29 protein-coding genes and 1 pseudogene are annotated in these 24,838 nt (G+C 34.8%); 13 read left to right on the forward strand and 17 right to left on the reverse strand.

Annotated elements, in window-relative coordinates:
• Positions 1 to 147 carry a hypothetical protein gene (locus ABWU58_RS07945; RefSeq protein ID WP_264329277.1) on the reverse strand — a complete coding sequence of 49 codons (147 nt, stop codon included), beginning with the start codon at positions 145 to 147 and terminating at the stop codon, positions 1 to 3.
• 78 nt (positions 148 to 225) lie between these two features.
• Between ABWU58_RS07945 and gltX the strand changes: the two genes are divergently transcribed.
• Entirely contained in the window at positions 226 to 1,548 is a 1,323-nt protein-coding gene (gltX, locus tag ABWU58_RS07950; RefSeq protein WP_353283169.1) for a glutamate--tRNA ligase, read from the forward strand.
• Between the two features lie 469 nt (positions 1,549 to 2,017).
• On the opposite strand, the gene ABWU58_RS07955 is transcribed toward gltX, so the two are convergent.
• Genes ABWU58_RS07955 through ABWU58_RS07965 form a run of 3 tightly spaced genes read right to left on the reverse strand, consistent with a single transcriptional unit; the run spans position 2,018 to position 3,781 of the window.
• Positions 2,018 to 2,395, reverse strand: coding sequence for a cytochrome c-type biogenesis protein CcmH (locus ABWU58_RS07955; protein ID WP_250294683.1), 378 nt, complete (start codon positions 2,393 to 2,395; stop codon positions 2,018 to 2,020).
• Positions 2,379 to 3,419 carry a hypothetical protein gene (locus ABWU58_RS07960; RefSeq protein WP_353283170.1) on the reverse strand — a complete coding sequence of 347 codons (1,041 nt, stop codon included), beginning with the start codon at positions 3,417 to 3,419 and terminating at the stop codon, positions 2,379 to 2,381. The genes ABWU58_RS07955 and ABWU58_RS07960 overlap by 17 nt, the downstream gene beginning before the upstream one ends.
• Positions 3,420 to 3,421: 2 nt before the next feature.
• Positions 3,422 to 3,781, reverse strand: a complete 360-nt coding sequence (locus tag ABWU58_RS07965) for a ferredoxin family 2Fe-2S iron-sulfur cluster binding protein (protein ID WP_353283171.1) — start codon at positions 3,779 to 3,781, stop codon at positions 3,422 to 3,424.
• Positions 3,782 to 3,931: 150 nt separating this feature from the next.
• On the opposite strand from ABWU58_RS07965, the gene ABWU58_RS07970 reads away from it, so the two are divergent.
• Together ABWU58_RS07970 and ABWU58_RS07975 are read left to right on the forward strand one after the other, a co-directional pair.
• Positions 3,932 to 4,159, forward strand: coding sequence for a hypothetical protein (locus ABWU58_RS07970; protein WP_353283172.1), 228 nt, complete (start codon positions 3,932 to 3,934; stop codon positions 4,157 to 4,159).
• 142 nt (positions 4,160 to 4,301) lie between these two features.
• The gene (locus tag ABWU58_RS07975) at positions 4,302 to 5,129 is read left to right on the forward strand and encodes a rhodanese-related sulfurtransferase (RefSeq protein ID WP_353283173.1); all 828 of its coding nucleotides are present in this window, start codon (positions 4,302 to 4,304) and stop codon (positions 5,127 to 5,129) included.
• A 76-nt stretch (positions 5,130 to 5,205) separates the two neighbouring features.
• Here the strand turns inward: ABWU58_RS07975 and terL are convergent, their stop codons facing one another.
• On the reverse strand, positions 5,206 to 6,681 hold the full coding sequence (gene terL, locus ABWU58_RS07980) for a phage terminase large subunit (RefSeq protein ID WP_353283174.1): 1,476 nt from the start codon (positions 6,679 to 6,681) through the stop codon (positions 5,206 to 5,208).
• 71 nt (positions 6,682 to 6,752) lie between these two features.
• Between terL and ABWU58_RS07985 the strand changes: the two genes are divergently transcribed.
• A complete protein-coding gene (locus ABWU58_RS07985; RefSeq protein WP_353283175.1) occupies positions 6,753 to 7,136 on the forward strand; it encodes a type IV secretion protein Dot in 384 nt (127 codons plus the stop codon).
• A gap of 263 nt (positions 7,137 to 7,399) precedes the next feature.
• On the opposite strand, the gene ABWU58_RS07990 is transcribed toward ABWU58_RS07985, so the two are convergent.
• The gene (locus ABWU58_RS07990; protein WP_410542055.1) at positions 7,400 to 7,531 is read right to left on the reverse strand and encodes a transposase; all 132 of its coding nucleotides are present in this window, start codon (positions 7,529 to 7,531) and stop codon (positions 7,400 to 7,402) included.
• A 175-nt stretch (positions 7,532 to 7,706) separates the two neighbouring features.
• Here ABWU58_RS07990 and ABWU58_RS07995 point away from each other — a divergent pair, with 175 nt between their 5' ends.
• Positions 7,707 to 7,829 carry a hypothetical protein gene (locus ABWU58_RS07995; RefSeq protein WP_353283176.1) on the forward strand — a complete coding sequence of 41 codons (123 nt, stop codon included), beginning with the start codon at positions 7,707 to 7,709 and terminating at the stop codon, positions 7,827 to 7,829.
• A 103-nt stretch (positions 7,830 to 7,932) separates the two neighbouring features.
• Entirely contained in the window at positions 7,933 to 9,531 is a 1,599-nt protein-coding gene (locus ABWU58_RS08000) for an ABC transporter permease (RefSeq protein WP_353283177.1), read from the forward strand.
• Positions 9,532 to 9,544: 13 nt separating this feature from the next.
• Here the strand turns inward: ABWU58_RS08000 and apaG are convergent, their stop codons facing one another.
• Positions 9,545 to 9,946 (reverse strand): Co2+/Mg2+ efflux protein ApaG, encoded by a 402-nt coding sequence (gene apaG, locus ABWU58_RS08005; protein WP_353283178.1) that lies wholly within the window; start codon positions 9,944 to 9,946, stop codon positions 9,545 to 9,547.
• A gap of 96 nt (positions 9,947 to 10,042) precedes the next feature.
• Here apaG and ABWU58_RS08010 point away from each other — a divergent pair, with 96 nt between their 5' ends.
• Positions 10,043 to 11,110: a 5-(carboxyamino)imidazole ribonucleotide synthase gene (locus tag ABWU58_RS08010; protein ID WP_353283179.1), complete on the forward strand. Its 1,068-nt coding sequence runs from the start codon at positions 10,043 to 10,045 to the stop codon at positions 11,108 to 11,110.
• On the opposite strand, the gene ABWU58_RS08015 is transcribed toward ABWU58_RS08010, so the two are convergent.
• Positions 11,104 to 12,123 (reverse strand): aspartate-semialdehyde dehydrogenase, encoded by a 1,020-nt coding sequence (locus ABWU58_RS08015; RefSeq protein WP_353283180.1) that lies wholly within the window; start codon positions 12,121 to 12,123, stop codon positions 11,104 to 11,106. The two genes, ABWU58_RS08010 and ABWU58_RS08015, sit on opposite strands and share 7 nt — an antisense overlap.
• 140 nt (positions 12,124 to 12,263) lie before the next feature.
• Here ABWU58_RS08015 and ABWU58_RS08020 point away from each other — a divergent pair, with 140 nt between their 5' ends.
• On the forward strand, positions 12,264 to 12,716 hold the full coding sequence (locus ABWU58_RS08020; protein WP_353283181.1) for a hypothetical protein: 453 nt from the start codon (positions 12,264 to 12,266) through the stop codon (positions 12,714 to 12,716).
• A 40-nt stretch (positions 12,717 to 12,756) separates the two neighbouring features.
• Here ABWU58_RS08020 and ABWU58_RS08025 read toward each other — a convergent pair whose 3' ends face one another.
• Positions 12,757 to 14,031, reverse strand: coding sequence for an APC family permease (locus ABWU58_RS08025; protein WP_353283182.1), 1,275 nt, complete (start codon positions 14,029 to 14,031; stop codon positions 12,757 to 12,759).
• A gap of 135 nt (positions 14,032 to 14,166) precedes the next feature.
• On the opposite strand from ABWU58_RS08025, the gene ABWU58_RS08030 reads away from it, so the two are divergent.
• The gene (locus tag ABWU58_RS08030; protein ID WP_353283183.1) at positions 14,167 to 15,153 is read left to right on the forward strand and encodes a hypothetical protein; all 987 of its coding nucleotides are present in this window, start codon (positions 14,167 to 14,169) and stop codon (positions 15,151 to 15,153) included.
• An 8-nt stretch (positions 15,154 to 15,161) separates the two neighbouring features.
• Positions 15,162 to 15,545 (forward strand): hypothetical protein, encoded by a 384-nt coding sequence (locus ABWU58_RS08035; RefSeq protein ID WP_353283184.1) that lies wholly within the window; start codon positions 15,162 to 15,164, stop codon positions 15,543 to 15,545.
• 520 nt (positions 15,546 to 16,065) lie between these two features.
• Here ABWU58_RS08035 and ABWU58_RS08040 read toward each other — a convergent pair.
• From ABWU58_RS08040 to trmD, 6 genes and pseudogenes are all read right to left on the reverse strand, one after another.
• Positions 16,066 to 16,511: pseudogene (locus ABWU58_RS08040) on the reverse strand (IS110 family transposase); the annotation flags it as partial.
• Positions 16,512 to 17,401: 890 nt separating this feature from the next.
• Positions 17,402 to 17,608, reverse strand: coding sequence for a hypothetical protein (locus tag ABWU58_RS08045; RefSeq protein WP_353283185.1), 207 nt, complete (start codon positions 17,606 to 17,608; stop codon positions 17,402 to 17,404).
• A 19-nt stretch (positions 17,609 to 17,627) separates the two neighbouring features.
• Positions 17,628 to 18,425 (reverse strand): phosphoribosylformylglycinamidine synthase subunit PurQ, encoded by a 798-nt coding sequence (locus tag ABWU58_RS08050; RefSeq protein WP_353283186.1) that lies wholly within the window; start codon positions 18,423 to 18,425, stop codon positions 17,628 to 17,630.
• Between the two features lie 6 nt (positions 18,426 to 18,431).
• Positions 18,432 to 19,682: a PstA family ABC transporter permease gene (locus tag ABWU58_RS08055; RefSeq protein ID WP_353283187.1), complete on the reverse strand. Its 1,251-nt coding sequence runs from the start codon at positions 19,680 to 19,682 to the stop codon at positions 18,432 to 18,434.
• A 175-nt stretch (positions 19,683 to 19,857) separates the two neighbouring features.
• Positions 19,858 to 20,235 carry a 50S ribosomal protein L19 gene (gene rplS / locus ABWU58_RS08060; protein WP_164225025.1) on the reverse strand — a complete coding sequence of 126 codons (378 nt, stop codon included), beginning with the start codon at positions 20,233 to 20,235 and terminating at the stop codon, positions 19,858 to 19,860.
• A complete protein-coding gene (gene trmD / locus ABWU58_RS08065; RefSeq protein WP_353283188.1) occupies positions 20,219 to 20,929 on the reverse strand; it encodes a tRNA (guanosine(37)-N1)-methyltransferase TrmD in 711 nt (236 codons plus the stop codon). The genes rplS and trmD overlap by 17 nt, the downstream gene beginning before the upstream one ends.
• Positions 20,930 to 21,003: 74 nt before the next feature.
• On the opposite strand from trmD, the gene purC reads away from it, so the two are divergent.
• On the forward strand, positions 21,004 to 21,726 hold the full coding sequence (purC, locus tag ABWU58_RS08070) for a phosphoribosylaminoimidazolesuccinocarboxamide synthase (protein ID WP_353283189.1): 723 nt from the start codon (positions 21,004 to 21,006) through the stop codon (positions 21,724 to 21,726).
• Here purC and purM read toward each other — a convergent pair.
• Positions 21,723 to 22,760, reverse strand: a complete 1,038-nt coding sequence (gene purM, locus ABWU58_RS08075; RefSeq protein ID WP_353283190.1) for a phosphoribosylformylglycinamidine cyclo-ligase — start codon at positions 22,758 to 22,760, stop codon at positions 21,723 to 21,725. The two genes, purC and purM, sit on opposite strands and share 4 nt — an antisense overlap.
• Before the next feature lie 133 nt (positions 22,761 to 22,893).
• Here purM and ABWU58_RS08080 point away from each other — a divergent pair, with 133 nt between their 5' ends.
• The gene (locus tag ABWU58_RS08080; protein ID WP_353283191.1) at positions 22,894 to 23,187 is read left to right on the forward strand and encodes a hypothetical protein; all 294 of its coding nucleotides are present in this window, start codon (positions 22,894 to 22,896) and stop codon (positions 23,185 to 23,187) included.
• A gap of 5 nt (positions 23,188 to 23,192) precedes the next feature.
• Positions 23,193 to 23,546: a hypothetical protein gene (locus ABWU58_RS08085; RefSeq protein WP_353283192.1), complete on the forward strand. Its 354-nt coding sequence runs from the start codon at positions 23,193 to 23,195 to the stop codon at positions 23,544 to 23,546.
• 71 nt (positions 23,547 to 23,617) lie between these two features.
• On the opposite strand, the gene ABWU58_RS08090 is transcribed toward ABWU58_RS08085, so the two are convergent.
• On the reverse strand, positions 23,618 to 24,436 hold the full coding sequence (locus tag ABWU58_RS08090; protein WP_353283193.1) for a transporter associated domain-containing protein: 819 nt from the start codon (positions 24,434 to 24,436) through the stop codon (positions 23,618 to 23,620).
• Positions 24,437 to 24,838 lie beyond the last annotated feature (402 nt).

Genomic DNA, 24,838 nt, shown 5'->3' on the forward strand with positions numbered 1-24,838 from the left:
TCAATATAATGCTACATTAGCCTTTGTCGTCAAGTTGTGAATTTTCTTGAATTTATCATATGGTCTTAATCCATCAAATATCAAAGGTGCCACAATGCTATAGCCATACTTATTCTTCTCTTGCTCAATTGTATTAGCAGATCTCACTTGCTTTAGCCATATGTTTATATAAAATTAAAATAAATTAGAGTAAATAAGTTATTATTTTACAATATTGCTATTTAAATGTTAACAAGATTCGCTCCAAGCCCAACTGGCTACCTCCACGTAGGAAACGTACGAACTGCTCTGGTTTGTTGGATGTACACACGTAATCAAAATGGAAAATTTTTACTCCGTTTTGATGATACTGACCTTCAGCGTTCAGATGTCAAATATATAAATAATATCATAGAAGACCTAAAATGGATTGGTATCGATTGGGATGCAAGTTTCAAGCAATCAGAGCGCTTTGAGCGCTATAACGAGGTGTTTTTGCAGTTAATAAAAGAAGGGCATATTTATGCATGCTATGAAACAAGAGAAGAGTTAGAAATTAAACGAAAATTGCAGTTAAAACAAGGACTTCCTCCTGTTTATGACAGAAGTGCATTGCTTCTAACTGAGCAAGAGAAAATCCATTATGAGCAAGAAGGACGAAGACCACATTTTAGATTTAAGTTGGATAGAAATGAAGTTGTTAAATGGAGTGATGAAGTTAAAGGTGAAATAAATATTGCAACAAGTCACATCAGCGATCCTGTGGTAAAAAGAGAAGATGGAATTTACACATACATGTTACCTTCTGTTACTGATGATGTTGACTTTAATGTAACCCATGTTGTACGCGGGGAAGATCATGTAACTAATACCGCAGTTCAGATCCAAATGATTAAAGCATTAAAAGCGAAAATTCCTATATTTACTCACCTTTCTCTACTACATTTTGATGATAGCAAGATATCGAAACGGAAAGGCGGGCTGGATATCAAGTCCATAAGAGAAGATGAGACTGAACCAATGGCGCTAGTTAGTTATTTAGTGAAGCTCGGAACATCCAATCCAATTGAAGCTTGCGCCTGTATGCAATCTTTGATTGACTCATTTGGCATTAAAAAATTTAGCTCAGCATCTGTACAATTCAGCTTGAGTGAAGTATACAAGCTAAATAGCAAAGTGCTGCAACAAATGCCATTTGAAATGGTGCAAGGCCGTTTAAATCAAATTGGAGTGGACTCCTCAGAGTTTTGGTATTTTATAAGGAACAATATAGAAAAGTTTTCTGAGGTGGCCAAGTGGTGGAAAATATGCAAATCTGATATAGAGCCTGTGATTCTTGATAAGGAGCTTATAAAAATTGCGTTCAATGCATTGCCTCAAGGCGATTGTAACGAAAACACATTATCAGAGTGGGTCAAAACTATTCGACAGACAGTGGATATAAAGGCAAAAGACTTATTTATGCAGTTGCGTTTAGCTTTAACAGGAACAGAAACAGGACCAGAGCTCGCTAAATTATTAATTTTTATCGGCAAAGAAAACATCATTGCAAGGTTAAAAGAAAAGTGAAAATCAAGGTGTCCGTTCAGCAGAGTGGCAAAATAGGTAGACAAGATAAACCAAAAAATCAAGAAAAAGTGAGTTTACAAGTTTACAACAAATGGTGTCATTCCAGTGCTTGACACTGGAATCCAGGAATTTTATTAAGTTGGTGAGCATAAAAATAGCTGTTTTACGTTAAAATACAACGTTTTGATGATTATGAAAAGGCTGGATCCCAGTGTCTGGGCACTGGGATGACATTGGTGGTTATACTTACTCTACTGCAACACGGGACGTTCGTACAGTTGTGGATTCATTCGCAGTATCTCTATAGCTAACCCAAGAAAGGTTTTCCTACGTCATACCGCCGCGGTATCTCTTAGCATAGATCTCTTACTTAACCGTCATACCGCCGCGGTATCTCTAGATCCCGCTAACAAGCAGCGGGATGACGGTTGTCGGTAAATCTAAGTTACTTTAGCTATATATAAAAGGTTTAAGTGGTTGTATTGATGTATCTTTGTATTAGAAAACACCCAATAAGCAGAGTTGTGAGTGGAATAAACCACAAAATGTAAGTGCTAGGTGGGGTAGTTATAATTGAATTGCCGTAAGAATTTTTTAACTCTGAGATTATCTCTTCATCTGTGTATCCATCATTGATTTTTTTACGAATTGCTTCCCGCATATCATACGCAATCTGAGATCCAGATTCAGACAATGATTCGCCAGAACATATTGGACACCTTATTATTTCAAATAAACTGGTTGCTCGTTTTTCCATGCTTTTATCTCTGAGTTTATTATCCAGAGTAAAAGCGTTTACGCCTGAGTGAAATATCAATATGAAAAGTAAACTAACTACTGCTCTCATTCTTGGTTAATTGGGTTATTTTACTGAGTTGGTTCATAAAATCAGTGGTGGATAACTTTCCAATAAAGCTTGACCCTACATCATCATCGTACTTTATTGAAAATTGAATGCCGTCATCAGTTGTTTTTTCTGATAAGGAAGACATTAATTTTTCAAACGCATCTGAAGTTTTTGAGTCACCAATCATAAACGAGATTAATTCTTTATAATTTGATATAGCCACGTTGATTTTGTCTTTGAATGAAGACGTAACCAAATTATAATTTTGCATTCCACCATCTGCAGCAAGAGAAAAATTATTACTTTGAATTAAAAATTTCTCTATGTTGAAATTAACTCTGGAAGCTGAGATGTGGTTTACAAATTCGTAATCAAATTTAGTGTCGATACTAAGGTAACTTTCAGGACTTGCAGTATTTTTATACCGATAAGTATAAAAATCAAATCCTAGTTTAGTATTTCCACTTGGTTCTTTATCGAGGTGAAATTGAATGTAATTGCTTTTATCATTCACTTCAGTTATAACACTTTGCTGATTTTCTGAAACATCACATTTTAATCCATAATCTTCGTAACGAAGTGTATCTATATAGTCTATCACGGTACTATTTCTGTTGAATCGCAATGAAGATGGTAAATCATTTAGTCTAACAACAAAGTGGCTGCTATCGTTTGTGTGGCATTTTATATTCTTTTTCTCATCACCATGAACAACAATGTTGACTTCATTGCTTGGTATGTAGATATATACTGATTTATCAAACAATCTATTTTTTATCAATAAAGCATCAGATGAGATGGTTAATTGCTCATTGGAAAATTTTGGGTTTGTCACACGGAAAATTAGGTTAGAAGGAAGTCCACTAAAATCATGTGAAATATCAAACTTTTCGTCGTTAATGTATAGTATTGTTTCAGCTAAAAGATTTTTTACCTTACATGCAGAAAAATACCAAAAACCACTATACGCTACAGGAATAAACAAAAGTAAAGAGATGATAATATAGATAAAAATCTTACGCATAGCTAATCACTCCCCTGTTTATCCAATGATATATTTCTTGTACCCCTTGGTATGGTTACACACAAGCCGTCGATATCTTTTGTGATTTTTATTTGGCACCCAAGTCTTGATGTCTCTGTTAAGCCGAAGGCTAGATCTAACATATCGTTTTCCTCATCAGATATGGGATTATGCGTTTCTACAGCATCATAAAATTCTGGATCAACAATCACGTGGCATGTAGAACAAGCAAGAGAGCCTTCACATGCACCTTCAAGCAGATCTTGATCACTTCTGTGGGCTAAATTAAGCAGAGTTTCTCCCTCTGCAGCTTCATAGCTTTTCTTACTCCCATCAGGTAAAACAAAAGTAACAGATGGCATATTATTCCTATTAAAATCCTTACTAATTTCTCTATATCCTACAGGTAATAACTAATATTTGCAAACTCTTTGCAATTCCAGTACCTATATTTCTTGTTATCCAAGTACCTCCTTTAGCATAGATCCCGCTAACAAGCAGCGGGATGACGATTGTCAGGCCAGCGCCCCTATGATGTCATTCAAGTAGCTGACACTGGTTCCTTTATGATGATGTCATCCCAGTGCTTGACACTGGGATCCAGAAGACTTAATTTCAACCAAATAATAAAGGCTGGATTCCCAGTGTCAAGCACTGGGATGACATCCTCCCTTGTGGAAATTGCTCTCAAATCACAATGTTCGTACAGCTATGGATTCATTCACGGTATCTCAGCATAGATTCCGCTAACGAGTAGCGAAATGACGAATTTGTTGTTTTTCAAATTGTAGGTAAACCCAAGCCACTTTAGCTATAACAGCCGTACTATTGAATATCTTTATAATTTTGTATATCATGTTTTTAGTTGATAAGTGAATAATCATGAGCTTCGTCATTGCAACTTTCTATCACTTTGTAGAACTCTCTAATTATTATGACATGAAAGACGAAATAAAAACTGCATGCGACAACATTGAATTAAAGGGTACTATACTCCTTGCAGAAGAGGGTATTAATGCAACCGTATCTGGTGAAAGAAACGCGATTGATAAAATATTCGATTTTCTACGTTCTGATTATAGGCTAAGGGACCTTACATGGAAAGAGAGTGCAGCAGAATATCAACCATTTAGCAAGATGAAGGTAAAATTAAAAAGAGAGATTGTGAATCTTGGTGTAAGCAATCTTGATATTTCCCTTAAGGGTAAATATGTTGATCCAGAGCATTGGGATGATTTTACTTCTCAACCTGACGTTTTAGTAATAGACACAAGAAATGAGTATGAAGTGAAATTAGGCAAGTTTAAAAATGCAATTAATCCACATACTCAGCGTTTTCGCGATTTTCCTGAGTGGGCAAAGTCTTTCTCTGAGAGTAAAGACCTGAAAGTAGCTATGTACTGCACTGGTGGGATTAGATGCGAAAAATCAACAGCGTACATGAAAAATCTTGGATTTAACAATGTGTACCACCTGAAAGGCGGCATTCTTTCTTACCTTGAAAAAACTTATAATAAAAACGGTAATTGGGAAGGTGAGTGTTTTGTTTTTGATGATAGAATTGCTGTTGATAACTCACTTACTCCAAGCAACACAATAAAATGCATACTCTGCTCAAATCAAGTTTCAACTGATGAACTGAAGTCAGTTCCACGTGGCCAAGTGGTTTGTTCTGATTGTAAACTTCAGTGTTATAGCTATAATAAGTAAGAATTCCCTTTACTTGACCTTTATAATCCCAGCGCGTGACGCTGGGATTGGTTTCCCTTACTTCACCATAACTACCTCAAACAGAATCGGAGGTAAAATCCCTGACCCTGAAAACGCTGGTGTTAGTTTTTCTCACCCACTGCAGATATTGCACGGTACTATCCACTTGGTCATCGTGGCGAGCTTCCGGAAACATTAAAATCTCATACTCAAAATCGTTCAGCCATACTGCTTGGTGCGGCAGAAAAACCTTGCCAGACTCTATAATCGGAGCAATCTGATAAAATCGAGAGAGTTTGTCATTGTGTGGCACTATTTCAATAATGGGTAAATTACTGTTTGCTTTTAGCTCTTGTGTTAATTGTTGACCACTTGTTTTTGCTTCGATTAAAATTGCGTGTGGCATCCATCTTGCAGCTAGTGACAGAACTTGCTCTTTAAGCTTTGGATACTCAAGCTTTGCGCGATATACATCAAGTAAATAGAATTTGTTGTCTGTTTTTGCCCAGGTAGTGCAGACGCTAAAGTTGCTAGAATTGTTCGTTGAAACCGCAGTATCCCAGCTCTGAGTGACATATGAGAGACTATCAGGAAAATTTCTATAGCGCTTCAGCCACTCTCGTTTAATTATACCACTTGAAAGTGGCAGAGGGTTCTGTTGATATTGAGCAGCAAAAGCATAACTCCCAAGTTCAGCTTTTATCATCTCAACTTCTTCTTTTCCTCCATAGAGGGGATATAGCAACTGACCTTCTTCTCTTGAGTATAGTATCATTGCAGGTGCAGTGCATGATGCTGTTGTATTATACAACTGCCTGGTTGCAGTTACTTGGATGACAGAAACAGGATGCGCTGGCTTTTTGATTGAATAAACAATCTCCTTATTTTCAGCTATTATTGGCAAACAAATATGATGCCATATGTTTTTTGGTTTAGAGAGAAGATGCTCAGTTAAATCTTCCTGATGTAGCCTATGCATCACAAGAACGATGACTCCTTTTTTTCTATCGTTGAGCCTTGGCACTAGAGTCTGGTCAAACCAGTTTGTAGCACGCTTTCTAAACGTTTCGCTCAAAGCTTGAGCGGAGCTTAGTGGATCATCCACGATAATGAAATCTCCCCCCTCACCAGTTAATGTTCCCCCAACTGATGTTGCAATTCTGCATCCTCTCTGCACTGTTTGGAATTTGTATTTGGTATTCTGATCTTTGGATAGTTCTACCTCTGGAAATAGCTCTCTATACCAACTAGACTGCATTATACATCTTGTATCGAGCGAGTGCTTTTCGCTAAGCAGCCGAGAGTAGCTTGCAACTATTATTCTTGCAGTTGGCTGATTTCCCAGTATCCATGCGGGCCACGCAACACTTACACACATAGATTTCATTGAACGCGGAGGCATATTGAATATTATTCGTCTCACTTCACCAGTACTCGCTGCTTCTAGCCTATCTGCTATGACTTTTATGTACCGATGATTATTATACTCACACCCCGGCACCACCGTTTGAAAGCACAGTTCAATGAATTTTAAAAAGTTGATTTTGTTCATAAGGATCAATATTTCATTGACTTTCTTTAAGATTTTATGTACTGTTAAATTAATATAGTGAGGACTAAGATATGGCAGTAGTAGAAGGAATTAAAACTAAGGAAGGGTTTGTAAAAACTCGAGGAGGGATGAAAATCCAGACAATTACAATTCCCTATAAAAGGGTAGATCAACAAGACAGAAAATACTTAGTTTATTTCGTAGGTGGAGGAAATCGTATTATAAAATCTAAAGAATTGGATTTGCAAAATTGGCAATGGGCTACAGACCAAGATATTACTGTATGTTTATTTAATTACCCTGGCTTAGGCAAGAGCAAAAGCTCTTTTACGTTTCGTAACGATAGAGTTGAATCAGGTATTGCAGTTGTCACTGATTTGTTAAAAAATAATATAAAGCCAGATAATATTATTTGGGGATTGCTTTGGCGGATATGTAGCTGCAGAGGTTCATAAAAATTTTAAAGATGAAAATATACATTTAAGATGTATTGTCAGCAATACTGCTAGTTCACTCAAACAAGCCTCTCTTTATTACTTTGGTTTTATAGCAAAATTAAAAATTTTTCTTGCTCCGATAATCAAATTGGTACTGAAGATTTTTGGTTGTCACTGGAAGACACATAAAATCGTAAATTCAATTACTCCTTAGAACCTGTCTTGAAAGGAGCTAAGCAGCTAATTTAGCAAGCATAATAGTAATCATATTAAAGGAGATATTAGTTTTTGAAGTAAGAGGAATAATCCTTGCTCATACGTCTAAAATTGGAAAGCCAAGCAAAAGTTCTTTCAACAATCCACCGTTTAGGAATAACTTGAAATCCTACAGCATCAGCTGCTTTTTTAGTAATCGTATCCTGTTTTCAATAAACAGTAATTTTGCAATTTACCAATATATCTCTGATCAGCAAAAAACCTTTGTAGCGTTGGAGCTTTTCGTTTAGCTTGAGTAAAAAGATTTAGAGCACCATCACGATCTTGGGATCCAGCTTTTTTGTAATTTTATTGAAAATGTTGTACAGTCGTTTGTTTACAATCAATTTTTCTGGATCCCAGTGTCTGGGCACTGCCTTTGTGTTTGAGGCAAAACCTGCTATAACATTTAACACACTGCTTTCACAAACGAATGTTCGTACAGTTGTGGAATGAATCGCGATATGACGTAGGGAAACCTTTCTTGGGTTAGCTATAATTACTGGATATCTTCAGTTTTTACATATAACATTTTAATATCAAATATAGATCCAAATTAATGTTTTTGAGAGTATTTAAAAATATATTCTTATTTTTAGTAAGCATATTATTCGTCTGTCCTATACTATCGTTAATATCGATTCTATTTACAGAATCAGCAAATTCTGGATGGGTAATCAGCACACTTTTCCCTGAATATATACTGAGTACGTTAATTTTGATGATAGGAGTGGGGGGGATATCCTTCATATTTGGAGTGATTCCAGCATGGCTCACCACATTTTTTTCATTTCCTGGAAGTAAAATTTTTGAGATTGCTTTGTTCTTTCCGATATCGATTCCTGGATATATAGTAGCGTTCGTCTATGTAAATACACTAGAATTTTCAGGTCCGGTGCAGAGCTCATTAAGAGACATTTTAGAGTGGAGCAAAGGTGACTATTGGTTTCCTGAAATAAAATCCCTAGGTGGTGGAATATTAGTAATGGGATTCAGCCTATATCCATACGTTTATATGTTAGTCCGCTCAAGTCTAAAGAATGTTAGTAACTCAGTCACTATTGCATCAACACTTGGGTTCTCCTCATTGAAGAGCCTGTTTTCTGTCATCATACCCTCCATACGCCCATCGATTATAGCTGGGTTGTCCTTGGTACTAATGGAGGTAATTACGGATTTCGGCACACCACAGTTTCTTGCTATTGATACTTTCACGACAGGAATATATCGCACCTGGTTTTTACTGCATGACAAATATTCAACTACTGTTTTGGCAGTTGCAGAATTGATTTTCGTTGCAACACTAATAGCTATCGAAAAAAAACTACAAAAAAAAGGAATATCTTACTCTTCAATCAACACTAATGCAAATTATCACAACAAACGGAGTGTAAGTGGTGCTATACCGTTAATTTGCATTTATGTTATGTGTGCATTACCAATATTGATAGGTTTTATTTTGCCAATGATTCCACTCATATATTGGAGCATAGAGAAGGGGTTTTTCATATATGAAGCAAGATTCTATAATATAATAGCAAATAGCATTAGTTTATCAGTTATTACCGCACTAATCTCAATTAGCATTGCAATAATTATTGGATATACGGCGCGTAAAAATAAGGTAATCAATAATGTAGCACGTCTCATTTCTTTAGGCTACGCAATTCCAAGTGCAATTATCGCAATTAGTATAATAATATTTTTAAGCAAAATATCCTCTTTCATTACTCAATATGTTGTGGAAATTAGCTTGGTAGGAACTATTGGCGCATTAGTTTACTCATATTTATTTCGTTTTTTTGCTATATCTTTCAAGGCGGTAGAATCAGGGCTCAAAAAAACACCAAATGAAATTGAGTGGACTGCATATACCATGGGTCATGGGCCTATTTCCACATGTTTGAATGTTCATATCCCTCTCATCAAGAAAAGTATATTATCGGGATTTTTGCTCGTATTTATGGATACTATCAAGGAGCTCACAGCAACACTCATTATAAGACCATTTAATTTTGAAACTATATCAACTAGAATATATGAACTTGTAAGCGATGAGCGCTATAGAGAAGCTGCCCCATTTTCGTTGATAATAGTTATAATAGGCTTAATCTCTACAATAACCTTATTTACACTTGATGATAAGGATAAAAAATAAACTATTTTGATAGTTAATGGGGTCTAGTGTTGACGTATGGACTATCCAAAGAAAAGGGTGGCATCATAACCTCAAAAATTTTTATGCTTTCTTCATTCAGAAATTCATACTTACCCTGCATTATTCCTGACGGTGCATTTAAGTATGCTCCACTTGTGTATTTGAATACCTCTCCAGATTTTATCACAGGTTGTTCTCCGATAACACCAACTCCGGCAATTTCATTTATTTTTCCCTTATAATCTATTATTTGCCAATGACGACTTAATAATTGAATAGTTGATTGGCTTTTGTTTTTTATCTTAACGTTATACATCCATACATAGCAATTTTCATAAGGAATGGATTGCTCTTCAATATAAATTGGTAAAACTGTAACTTCAACAAAGTTGGTAGTTAGTGTGTACTCTATCATTATAGAATATTCATGATAAAAAGATAGTATTTTAATTATATACTTTTTTCATAGATTTTTCAAGTATACTTTAATTAGGAAATATCAATTTATAGTATGAATGAACCAGATGCGCTTAGCAAAAAAGTAATAGGAATAATAGGTGGTGGACAATTAGGTAAAATGGCTGCTATCGCTGCAACAAAACTTGGACAAAAAACACATGTTTTTGCCAGTGCTAAGGACGATCCGGCTTGCTCTGTTGCTGATGATTTCACAATAGCAGATTTCTCTGATAAGAAAGCGCTTGAATCTTTTGCACAGAGTGTGGATTTGGTCACTATTGAGTCTGAAAATATTCCATGTAGCACAATTGATATCAATGTAAATTTTTATCCGGGTAAAAAAGCGTTACACATTGCGCAAAATAGGCTTAGAGAGAAAGATTTCATTAGAAGCTTGAGTATAAAAACTGCTGAATACAAAAGTATACAAAATTATAATGAGCTATTAGAAAGCAGTAGAGCTTTTGGCTATCCAACAAGGCTGAAAACAACAGAAATGGGTTACGATGGAAAAGGGCAATATGTGCTTGAGAATGATTCTGAAGTGAAGCAATTTGCTTCCTTTGATTGGAATACAGAGTACATTCTTGAAGCAAGTGTTGATTTACTGAAAGAGGTTTCAATAGTCGTTGCAAGAGATAAAAACGGTAAAGTAGCTTTTTTTCCTATAGCAGAAAATTACCACGTTGATGGAATACTTGATACTTCAACAGTGCCAGCTAAAATAGATAGCAAATTAACTCAAGAGGTACAACAAACTGCAAAGAAAATAGCAAATGCGCTTGATGTAATAGGAATTCTGGCTATTGAATTTTTTGTTACTAAAGATAACGAATTGTTAGTTAATGAACTAGCTCCCAGACCTCACAATTCTTGTCACTGGAGCTTGGATGCATGTAACGTTAGTCAATTTGAACAGCTAGTTAGGATAATATGCGGGCTACCTATGCAGGAAGTAGTATTACGCTTTCCTTGTATGACGAAAAATATAATAGGTAACGATATATATGATTCTCATAAGTATTTGAGCAACGAAAAAGCTAGTTTAACCATATATGGGAAAAAAGAGGTTAGAGATAAGCGTAAAATGGGACATGTCAATATAGATTTAAGTTATTGAGTCTCTCTTATTAGAATCTCAAGAATCTGCACTATATTTAATGCTGCGCCTTTGCGCAGGTTATCAGCCACTATCCACATATTTAATCCGTGCTCAACAGTATTGTCTCTTCTAATACGCGATACATATACAGCATTCTCCTGTACAACATCAATTTGAGTTACGTATTCACTGTCTTCACGCCTGTTGTACACTAAAACTCCACTATCTTCGGCTTCACTTAGCATTTCACGAGCTTGTTCTTCAGTGATATGTTGATCAAATTCTACATTTACTGCCATAGCGTGACCGATAAAGACAGGTACCCTTACACAAGTTGCAGTAACTTTTATATCTTCCTCTAAAATTTTTTTTGTCTCCTCTTGCATTTTCCATTCTTCTTCTGTAGAACCATTTTCCATGAATTCCCCTATATGGGGAATGCAATTAAACGCTATTTGCTTAGGGAATATCTCAGGCTTTTTAGTCTCATTCATGAAGATTTTTTTTGTCTGATTATAAAGTTCATCCATTGCTGCTTTACCTGCACCAGAAGTTGATTGATAAGTTGAAGCAACGATTCTCTTTATTTTTGCTTTCTGGTGTAATAGATGTAGTACTAGCAGCATCTGTATTGTAGTACAGTTTGGGTTGGATATTATGTTGTGGTTTTTATATTCCATAATTTTTTCTTTATTAATCTCTGGAATAATGAGTGGCACACCTTCTTTCATTCTAAAATGGGAAGTGTTATCTATTACGATGCACCCAGCCTCAATTGCAGTCGGTACGTGTTTCTCAGAAACATGAGATCCGGCACAGAAAATGGCTACATTAGTTCCAACGAAGTCATAATCCTCAAGGCATAAAACTGTTAACTCTTTGTCACCAAAACTCACCTTCTTCCCTTCTGATTTTTTCGATGCAAGTGCAATAACAGAATCTATTGCCTCATCTTGAAACTCAGCAAGCGTGCTTAACACCTCACGCCCTACTCTTCCGGTTGCTCCAATAACAGCAATTTTGTATCCCATATAGATGAACCTCTAACTTTAAAATTATATTATATTTTCACTGACAAAATTTACAATTGTTTTAATATTTTTACCTTGCAATTAATTGTAATTTAGCTATTATTATGCAATATTAGTAATATTACATAATAAAGTGAAAGATGAATAAAGAATACGATGAAACTAAGGTTAAACTTGCAATGTCTACACCTCAAGGGCCTGAAAGAATCTATGGATTAAAGGCTCAAAATGTTCTTTCGAAAAAAAGAAAGCCTGCAATAAATTTTGATGATAAAAAGTATGGTGTAAAAAACCCTAAAATAGACCAACAGTTCCTAAACAAAAGACAAGAATCTTCAAAGCTAAGAGATTTCTTAAGATCAATACCAATAATAGGGAGATTTTTAGCAAGGATTTTCACACCTGAAAAAATAGAAATCATCAGTAACCCTATATATGACAACATGGAAGCATATGAAAAATCGCAAGCAGGTCACTCCAGTAAGATAAAAGATGAGACTAGTGTAGATGATGAACGCGCAAAAGAAGTAGATAGTAAACTTGAGAAGGGTAATGTTGAACAAGTGGACAACAAGAAAAGTCGTGGTTCATAAATATCAATCATTTAAAAATTATCTCTAGCTATAACATTTGCTATACAGAAACTCTGCGATACCAAAATAAATAAAGAGGTATGCCACTTGCGGTGAATAAGCTTGCGATCAGCAAGGTATTCACAGAAGTTTCAAATATTACCCAGCAGCAAAAGGTTGTTGCTATACTGCCAATTAAAAGCTTGTAATAATTTCTCTCCTTTATAATAACCTTGAGAAAAGCAAGGCTGCATGCAAGGTAAACAAATAAAAATGAAACTACAGAAAAGTCGATAATTGATGTGATCTGCTTAGCAAAATTGTTGCTTGAAGTAAGAATTAGTAAAATTGAAGTGCCAACAGAGCTAATTATTATGCCCCAGAAAGGAGAACCGTGCTTGTTTCTTTTAGCAAAGAACTGTGGCATCAGTTTATCTTCTGCAAGGCCAAGGGCCACTTGTCCACTAGCTAGTACCCAAGCATTTAAACTGCCAACACAAACAATAAAAGCAACAATAGAAATGATCAAATGCCAATTACCTGGAAACATAATTTTTATTGCGTCAACATACGGCGCTTTTGAATTAACTAGATCATTGCCGTTTATCAATCCCATGATTGAAAGGCTATTAATGAAATATATAACTGCAACAGAGATTGTGCCAAGTACTATGGCTCTTGGTATAGTCTTTGCTGGATCATTGACTGATCCTGCAGGTGTTGTTGCTGATTCAAGTCCAATAAAACACCATAGAGTGAGTAGTGTAGAGCGAGCAAGGACTTGAGACATCGTGAGGCTTGATATTTCCTCACTTATGATAAAATTATTCCTATCAAAGAAAAACAACGCTGTTACTGGTATAGCAAGCAGTGCGGTAATTTTGACAGTCATCAATAAAAGCTCAACACATCCAGCAGTAGTGACACCTCTTAAATTTATTAGTGTAATGATCGTAAATAATAGTATTTCTAAAAATAAGCGTATATTTTGAATATCTCCATGAAAAAGCGAAGTAAGATAGCCAGTACTTGCAACGATTACTGCTGTCGTGCTAACCCATGAAATCACCCAATATGTCCAACCAACAAAGAAAGCTGCAGCAGGGCCAAAAGCATGCTTTACATAAACGTGAGGGCCACCCGTTTCTGGAAATTTTGCACAGAGTAAGGCAAAAACCAAAGCAAGAGATATAGCACCAAGCCCTGATATTATCCAGCTTATAAGGCTATAAGCGCCATATGGAGCAAGGCTAATTGGAAGCATAAAAATTCCAGAGCCAATTTGGCTACTAATCACTAAGGCAAAAATAGCCCAAAAACCTATTTTGTTTGACACAATAATTTTTATCTGAATAGATTAACAATATACCCTAAACTCAGAAATTTCAATTGATCTTTTAACATAAAAACTTGCATTTTTTTCAATTTATTTCTAAAATAGATTATATTAACAAATTATTAAGTGAAGGTTATGAATCCGAGGTTAAAAATATTTTTGGTTGTTTGTGGGTATATTTTACTATTTGTTTCCGCTATTGGAGCATTTATTGGAGCATTGTTTTTATCTGAATATTTACTTGATATCTTTATTAATGCGCTTTATGCATTCCTTCTTGCAAAAACCTCAAGTGAGGTATTAGCCGCTTTTGGAACAATTGCAATTTTTCTTGCTGCCTGTGTTGCATGCTATGGCATACATAAGCTTTGTTCTATTTTTACAGAAAAAATTACAGGCAGCTATCAATCTTTCAAAAATGAAAACAGTGATGATAGCATTTTTTCTGAAGTATATAATGACCCAACAATAGGATTAAAAGATAAAATTTTGTTTTTCTCTATATATTTGATATATTGCATTCAATTACCATTTTTGTACTGTGCATCGAAAATATCTGCCCTTAATCGGTGGCTGCTACTGAACAGTGACGGAAGGATACCAGGTATTAACATATTTCTTGTGCTTATAAATGCTGTATTATTAATCCCAGTGGCACTTCTTGAAAAGCAGCTAAGCTTTTTGTTTAATGTAAGTGATGTGGGCACTAGTAGTCAGAGTGTTCACACGAATAGTTTTGAACATAGTATTCTCCAATGCGCTCAAGAGTTAAAACAGAAATTTGGAGCTCAACCAAATATACTCAATAAAGAGTTTGAAGACTACATAAATAATTCAGATGAGCTTACAACTCAACAAAAAGAGCAATTAAAACTTTATCTTAACTTTAATGGTTCCAACGGAGCAGCTTATAGAGAATCAAAAACTAGCCTTACTCTCACACAAGCTGCAAATTTAGTTTTGACTGCAGCTAAGGATCAAAAGTTAGATACAGATTTTCTAAAGTGCATGTTACTGATGCGTTTAAAAGAAGGAAATGGTGCATTCACCTTGGAATGTTTAATCGTATTATTTATTCACTTAGTTGTCTTGAAGCTAAAAATAACTTTACAGTTGAGGTAAACGCTCAAGTGTACGAAAGAATGCCAAGCATTACAGAAGAGTTTCTTGCGCATTGTGAAAGTAAAAGGCTAAAGGTTTTAAAAGACAACTTTGATAATTTCTATTCTGAAAATGATATGGATCTTGGAGTAAAAGGTAGTATAGAAAAGTTAATAGGAGAGGCAAAACAATTTGTCTTTAATAAGCTGTATGTAGATTATTATGGTAGGTATGGTCAAGAAGTTGGAAGGGGTCCTATAAAACAGAAATTAAGAGAGTTAATCACAGATGATGATATAAAGGAAGCAGTAAGTGCTGTGATAGATGATATAGCAATTCCTCCAGAGCCACCTACCTGCTTAGAAAAAGTAAAAGCATTTTTTGGAGGTCATGCAAGGTCTCCTGCTACTTAGTGGTTTGATTCGTGCTATAGCAGAAATTTTTTTTTACTTTAACTAAAAAAATTACTTCCGCATACTTGAAACCTCATTATAATGACAATTAGAGATATTTCTCGAGCTCAAAATTTGTCTCCGTCTGCAGACTTTTCATCTAAATTTCAGTTAAAAATGTGGCGTATCTTCTTCAGCGTGTATACATATACTTAATCTCTGCCCAATGTACGTTGCATTTTTTCTGAATCTTGTTCATATGGGGGATTTTATGCCTAAAATTCCAGACACTTGACTTTAGCTAAAAACCATCTGGCGCCTATGGTTTTTTATAGTTTTGTCTTCCCTTTTCTGAATGGTTTGCAAGCTGCTGTAGCTAACCCAAGAAAGGTTTCCCTACGTCATATCAACTATATTTTTTTTAAATTTTTTAAATTTAGTTTTATTACAACTCTTGTTTATAATTTTGTATTTTTATTCAATTAGAAAATGCATTTTTGACAATAAACACCCTAATTTATCATAGAAAAATTTTATATCAAACAACAGATTTGGACTTTGCAGCAGCCATTGCAGCCGTTAGTACGAACATTGCTTCTACCGCCTGTTATTCTTCGATAACCAATAGCTTTTCCACTTTCTTTTGGATGCGCCAGCAAGACTTGCTACTTCTTTTCTGTTTAAGTAGCCAAGCTCTGGCATCAGACACACAAAATCTTGAGATAACTTTGCCTGGTACTGTTCTCAGAATTTTTTGGCGCTTCTGTAACTCTAGATCTTTATCTAAGAAAATGCGATAAACCAATTCCCTGTGTTTTCTAAAGTCACTAAAGAATTAGGTAAGATATCTGAAAACTTTTTAAACAATTGTTGCTAACCAGAAGCATTATTATCAAATTCGACAACACTCTTCTGTGTGTGAACCGCAACAACATTTTTAAATTTTCCGATGTCAATACCAATAAAGTTTTGATAAGATGTAACCATATTAATAACCTCGATAGTTTATTGATTTAAGATTGTAAACGGGTGCATACATATGTCCCATGCAACTATTCAAACGTATCGAGGGCTAGTGTACCTTGATATAAACGGTTGCCAACGCCGCGTCGGTCGCACACGCCCGCTATTCCTATAGTGAGTAGAGTTATCTTCCCTCTTGTTTCTTTTATAACATATTTTTAACTTACAACTGCCGCGGTATCTCTAGATCCCGCTAACAAGTAGCGGGATGACGAGATACCACCGCGAACCGTCATACCGCCGCGGCGCTAACACATAGCGGAATGACGAATTACTTGACCTTTACAGGGATGACGGTTGTCGTTTAGCCATAAACATTAAGAAATTTACCAAATAAAAAAAAAGGCAAAAGAAGCCCCGTGGTGGTTGGCTATTTACTATGTACTAAAATATCGGCGTTTTTTTTATTCTAAAACGCTTGATTAAGAGCGATTTAGCTGCTTTTAACTTGCAACTAACCTACACCGCAAGTGTTTAAGAAATTTACTAAGCAGGAAAAAAGGCAAAGAAAACCCAGAGTAGCTAGTATTCAAATTCTCCCTTGTCAATTTGACGTTTTTTGCTGTCTTAAACGCTTTGTAAGCGCGTTTCGGCTTATATAGGTAAAAACCTAGAAATTTTTAAAGACATGCGATGCACGTAGTGCGAAAAATTAAACATGAGACGCCAAATACCCTAAGTTTTTTGTCATTAACCTGCACAGATTGCGAAGATAAATAAATAGCTTCAGTTTCATGATAAGGGGGCTGGCGGAGTTTGTCAAGTAAGTTTTTTCGTTTCTAACGGTTGTTGCCAAAAACTATACAAGAAGTCTAATGAGTTAACTTCCATATATCCTGAGTAGTTCTTGTGCATTAGCTTTGATTAGGATAGGGAAAATCTAAACTGAGAAGTCCGATATAGTTTCCATCAATTTTTGCAGCTAAATTTTCGCAAGAACAAACACCCACAGCATAATGCTTATTACACTCTGGCAAACCAAAATACTCTGATAAATCAGCTGTAATCTTGCAGCATAAATTTTCTGCAATATCAGGAGATATTTGTTCAATTTCGACCATAAACCCCTACCAATAAATTTTAACAAAAATACTTTAGTGCATTTTCAAATATAAGCATTCCATCACCATATTTTGGCACAGCAACACCTAAACGCTTGCTCTTTTCTTTTTCAAGAGGCCAATTATCTTGCTGGGTAAAAAATATTCCCCTTTCTGGATGGGGCATTAAAGCTAGCACTCTTCCACTTTTATCTGATAAAGCTGCTAGGTCGTATGTAGATCCGTTCGGATTGTGAGGAAATTGCAGATTAGCATAGTTGCCATTTTCATCAATGTAACGTAATGCGGTGGAATTGCTCTCAATCAATTGGTTCAAAATATCTTGATCCATAAAAAATTTGCCTTCCCCATGAGCAATAGGGAGATATAGTTCACTCAGGCCCCGTAGCCAAACAGAATTACTCTGCGGATTAACTCTCACTCTAATCCAACGGCATTGATAATTGCCTATATCATTATGGATTAAAGCTAGATTAGAGAACTCTGGAATTAATTTTACTAATATCTGACAACCATTACATATTCCTATAATCAGCTTGTCCTGAGATAAAAACTCTTGAAACTCATCCAACAAGTTGTTTTTAATACGTAAAGCAAACGCATTACCAGCACCAGTGTCATCACCATAGGAAAAACCTCCTGGAATTGCAAGTATATTGCTTAATTTCAGTTTACCTGGATTATCTATAATATCATTAATGTGAACGATTTTTACTTCAATATTACTAATACCAAGTTTTCTGCTGCATTCCATAAATGCAAATGCAGTTTCTTTTTCGCAATTTAAGCCATAACCAGATAGGACTGTGATTTTCATGAATTGCTAAAAATTAAAAAATTCGAATTTCCTTTTTACAAAATTTGCTATTAAATTTAACGCAAATAACACCAATAATAAAGCTATAATTGCAATAGCAGCAAGTTCAATAAATGCAATTTCAGGACTACTTGACCATATGTATATTTGTACAGGCAGAACAGTCGCCGGATCGAAAAAGGACGTAGGTGTATCAGCAATAAATGCCACCATACCCATCATAAGTAAAGGAGAAGATTCACCTAAAATCCTTGCAATTGCAAGCACAGTACCATGTATTATTCTTGGTAACGCAATCGGTAAAGAGTGATCTAATATCACCTTGATGTGAGGTGCACCGAGCGCAAACGCTGCATCTTTTATCGTAATAGGAACATTCGCAAAGGCATTTTTTGTTGCAATTATAATATTAGGTAACATCATAAATGAAAGAGTCATTCCACCAACAAGTGGTGAAGAGCGTGGTAGCCCAAATATGCCAAGATAGAGAGTTAAGCCCACTACACCAAATATTATTGAAGGCACTGCAGCAAGATTATTCATGCTAATTTCTACAATATTAGTCATTAGCCTATTTTTAGGCATAAATTCGTAAAGACAGATGCCCGACATAATTCCTATTGGTAATGCTAATGCTAGGCACACTATAATTGTCATTAATGAACCGATAAATGCCCCTAAAATCCCTGCATTCTCAGGTTCACGAGAGTCAGATTTAAGGAATAAAGACTTATTAAAAAATTTTTTCACTCTCCTCTTTTCTTTTAGCCAATCAAGTAATTTAGCATAACGATCATTCAAATGTTTATCTTTATTTATTGAATTAATTATACTTGACGCGGTAAACCAGATCTCATATTCACCACTATCTTTTACTTTCTTACAAAAAAATTTCTCTAGTTCTTTGTAAGAATTACGACTTAAAATTTCGTCACTGTCTTTAAAATCAGTTCCTTTAAACACCTTACGTAAAGAATCGTTGAGTAAGCCAATGGACTTATACCGCAAATCACCAGGATTATTTGTTAAAGTAAGATCAGCACTTATTTCAATTGGCAATAAAATTTTCGTTACTGTTAAGGCACTGTAAGAGTTAACTAATATACTCAACAATATACACACAGGACAGCCAAGTGAGATAACTAGTGCCGTGAAAGAACAAAAGCGTAACGCTCTGTTCTTTTTATTTTTCCTTTTTATACGAGCATGTACACGCCTTGACTGAAGTAATTTAAGGAATTTTTTCTTTATACTCATTTATTTTTCTTTTGTCATTCAAGTAGCTGACACACAGCCGTACGAACACTTGTTTGCGAAGGCAGTGTGTTAAATGTTATAGCCACTTTTGCCTCAAACACAAAGGCAGTGTCAAGCACTGGAATGACACTGGAAAGTGCTGGGATGACACAATTGACATCACTCCCTATTGTATCTACTTAGATTTCTTTTTAACATAAGTAGTACGCTCTTTGATCCTTGCAGCTTTTCCAAATAGTTTGCACAGATAATACAGTTTTGCTCTACGAACCTTTCCTTTTCTTGTCACTTGCACTGAAACCAGTGCAGGAGAATAAACAAAAAATTGAGACACTATACTTTCTCCATGGCTCACTTTTCTGACTGCAAAAGAAGAATGTAACCCGCGGTTCCTTTTTGATATACATACACCTTCAAATATCTGTATACGTTCACTTGCACCGTCAACTACTTTAAAAGTGACCTTCAAATCATCGCCAGGACGAAATTCTGGTATTTCTTTAGCTAACACTTGCATTTGCTGTTCGTTAAATTTTTTAAGTAAATTTGTCATTTATCTCTCCATTCAATAATTCAGGCCTACGCTTTTTTGTTATAACATGAGACTGCTTCTGCCTCCAATCACTTATTTTTTTGTGATTGCCAGATAACAAAACCTCAGGTACTTTATATCCCTTCCACTGCTCAGGTCTAGTATATTGAGGATATTCAAGTATACCACCACCATAATTAAAACTTTCTTCAGTAATACTATCAGTATTATTTACTACACCTGGAAGAAGTCTAATGCATGCATCGAGAACCACCATCGCAGCTGGCTCACCTCCTGAAAGTATATAATCTCCGATACTTAATTCATAAGGAGTATACGCATCAATTATCCTTTGGTCAATACCTTCAAATCGACCACACAATATTGTTATATGAGGAAACTCTAATAATTCTCTGGCAATATTCTGATTAAACTTAGTTCCAGATGGAGTCATGTAAACAAACTTAGTGTTTTTATGAACAGAGAGCATACTATCTACTGCATCACCAACTACATCAGAACGCATAACCATTCCTGCTCCACCTCCATATGGAACATCATCCACAGTTGAATGTTTATCTTTCGCAAAAGAACGAATATTTATTACTTCAAGGTTCCATATTTTTTTTTCTAACGCTTTTCCGGCAAGAGAATAGTTCAAAAACCCGGGGAACATTTCTGGAAATACTGTTAATATTGTAACATTGAATGCCATTAAGGTTTATTTTAAGTTATTTGGAGCTATACTCTAAGAACAGTAAATTGATATAATATATAGTTAAATTAAGCATGTCACTGAATAAAACAATATACGAAGGTAAAGCGAAAGCCATTATTGAAACTGAAGACTCATCAACTGTTATACAGCACTTTAAAGATGATGTTACAGCATTCAATAAGGAAAAATATGAAATTATTGAGGGCAAAGGAATAATTAATAATCATGTTAGTGCTTTTATCATGGAAAAGCTTGAAGAAGCAGGAACTAGCACGCACTTTATAAAAACTCTAAACGAAAGAGAACAGCTAGTCAAAAAGCTCAAGATAATACCTCTTGAGGTGGTAGTTAGAAATGTTGCAGCTGGCAGCTTTTGCAAACGTTTTAATATCAAAGAAGGTGAGGCACTTACATCTCCTATAATCGAGTTTTTTTACAAAAATGATGACCTAGCCGACCCAATGGTGAATGAAAATCACATACTGTATTTTGATTGGCTATCTAGCAAAGAAATGGATGAAGTTAAAACTACAACTTTAAAAATCAACGAAATCTTAGTCCACCTATTTTCAAATGCAAGTATATATTTAGTTGATCTCAAGTTAGAATTTGGCAGATTAATAAATGACAGTACTAAAATCATTTTAGCCGATGAAATCAGCCCTGATAACTGCAGGTTATGGGATAAAAATACTTATAAAAAGCTAGATAAAGACGTCTTTCGTTTGAATTTAGGAGATTTAAAGAAAGCGTACCTAGAAGTTGCAAAAAGACTGTCAGTAAAGTTAGGTTAACTAAATACTACTCTATCAAGTGGAGGGTTACATGCCTCATCAAGTTTTCCAATAATTTCAATTTTTTCTCCACGTTTTTGGAAATGATTTTTCACGTTTTGCATATTCTCAGGACTTACGATCAATACCATGCCAATACCACAATTAAATGTTTTTAGCATTTCTTTCTTCTCTATTTTACCCTCCTTTGTTAGCCATAAAAATATATCTGGCCATTTCCAGGAATTAATGTCTATGTTTGCAAATAAGTTTTTTGGAAGAATCCGCGGAATATTATCTATCAAGCCACCACCTGTTATATGTGCAATGCCTTTTACCTTTGGCATAATAGGCAACAAAGAATCAACATATATTTTTGTTGGTTCGAGCAACACTTCTTTCCAAAGCTGATTATTCCATGGAGATGAGTCGTTATAATTTATACCTAAGCTTTTGAAAATATGGCGCACCAAAGAAAACCCATTTGAGTGAATTCCACTTGACTCTAAGCCAACTATATAATCACCTGCTTTCATCATGCTACAGTTTGGAAGAATTTGCTTTCGATCAACTACACCAACCACAAACCCTGCAAGGTCATAGTGATTATTACCATACATTCCAGGCATTTCTGCGGTTTCTCCACCAACCAATGCTATTTTAGCTTGCTTGCACCCCTTTGCAATGCCCTGGACCACAGATAATAAAACGTCCTTGCTCAAAATGCCTGTTGCAAAGTAATCAAGAAAAAATAAAGGCGTTGCTCCTTGTGCAAGTAAGTCATTTACACACATTGCAACTAAATCTATACCTATAGTATCATGCCTATTCACTTCTTGAGCTATCAACAGTTTCGTACCTACTCCATCAGTTGAGGAAACGAGTACTGGATGGTCATACTTCTTACTTAGTGCAGCAAAATCAAACAACGCAGAAAATGAACCTATTTCGCTGATTACTTCTTCTCTAGCAGTTTCTTGAGCAATAGGCTTGACTTCTTTTATTAACTTATTATATAGTTCAAGATCTATTCCTGATCTGATATAAGTATTCATAATCCTTCTATAAATTTTAAAATTGTTAATACTATATTAATGCCTTGATATAAAAAGTGCAACGAAACTTTCTCTTAATTGACTATTATGTGCTTATCAATATAGGGTAACTTAAATCATTTATAATTATCCAATGAACAAAAATATCAAAAACATACTGTTAACAATAGAGCTGCTATCAGGACGGCTGCTTCATGACTTTGCTAACTCTATGAATGGGATAATGTTTAGCTTAGAAGAGCTTGGAGTAATAGATAAGAATGATGCTGATATACAGAAGGAAGCATTGTCGCTGCTTAAAGAAAGCTCCGATGATTTAATATATAAACATAAAGTTATGAAGCAGGCATATTCTTCTTCAGCAGATAATTACAGCTTTGATCAGACCAAATCTAATATCGAAAATTACTTATTAAAAAAAAAGTAAAGCTCATGTGGAAAATAGATGCATATTCTGCAAAAAATAAGGAAGATTTAATTGAAAAGATAAATAAGATAATTTCTAATATGGTGCTAACTATAGCCAGTGCAGTGGCGGAAGTTGAACTAGTGTCTGTTTTACTGAGTCAAACAGAAAATAAAATGCTATTAACCATAAAAATTCTAAATGAACACAAACCAATAAGCAAATCATTAGTAGACAAATTAATCAAAAAAAATGACACTAATTTAAATACAAAAGATATTAATATCTATATGACCTCTTTATTATTAGAGTACTATAACACTGAAATGCATTGTACTTGCGAAAATAATTTGCTGGAGATAGGTTTAACTATAACTTGAGTTGCATATTTGGTTATTACAACTTTTTCTTCGTTTCAAGGCAAGACATTCCCCAACAAGGGGTACCAAATCTAATTTTTGTAATCACTTAAGTCTAGTACTATTTTATTAATGTAGCGCTCATTTGCATCTTTGATGATAAACTTCATACCATTTTTATATTTAATGACTTCATCTACAGAAGGCACTTTACCAGCAACCGAAAGAATTAAACCACCAAGTGTAACATAGTCTTCTTCAGGGTCACGTAATTCTATCTTTAGATTCTCCTCTATATCCTTTATAAGAACCCTTGCTGACACTTCAAACTTATTTTGAGACAATTCAGTAATGGTATATTCTGAATTTATTTCGTTTTCACTATCAATGTTTGATATTAGCTCCTCTATAAGATCGGTCATTGAAATTAAACCATCAGTTCCACCATATTCATCCAATACAATAGCTAAGTATGATTTAGAAGATTTCATCCTAACAAAAAGATTAGTTGTCTTCATCGAGGGCGGAACAAATATTACGCTTTGTATAATATTTCTCAGATTAAAATTTTTATCCCTATTAAAAATAACATCTTTTACATAAAAAAAGCCTATTACGTTATCAAAGTTATTTCTATAAATTGGTATTTTAGTGTGGCAAGTGTTTTTTATCTTCTTTATTATTTCACGCTCGCTTGACTCAATGTCTACTGCGCATATCTCTGTACGTGGAGTCATTATATCCATTATACCACAATCGCGGAATTTTAATAGACCATTAAATATATTAAGGTCTGGCAGATCTTTCATTAATGCTTCAGTCGCACACTTTTTCAACACAGAAGCTTTTTTGAAAAGGAAGAGAAAAATTCTATATGCTATTCTTTCTACTAAGGTTCTTTTTTTACTCAATTTATTCCCTGTAATGGCAAAAACGTTTTCAGATCAGATTTATCAAGAAAACTGTTATTAAATGTTTAATAAGCATGTGAATAATGTCAAATTAATTTGTGAATTATTTGTTGATATAAAATACCAACAATTGATCAACAATTTTTTCAACGACATATACATAGTTATGTAACAATGCATGATGGTAAAATATTTTCCATAAAAGAAAATTACTAACACTCTGAACATCTTACTTATACACATAAATCATAACAGAAAATCAATAGCATATAGAAGTTGTTAACATATTTATCCACAAATTAAACAACGCCAATTTTTACTGAATTTTAAGTTAGTAACAAGTTGTTGATAGAACTATTATTACTACTATACTTTAATATACAAAAGAATAGATAAAATAGA

It is taken from the genome of Wolbachia endosymbiont (group A) of Pogonocherus hispidulus (assembly GCF_964028195.1).
Taxonomy (GTDB): Bacteria; Pseudomonadota; Alphaproteobacteria; order Rickettsiales; family Anaplasmataceae; genus Wolbachia.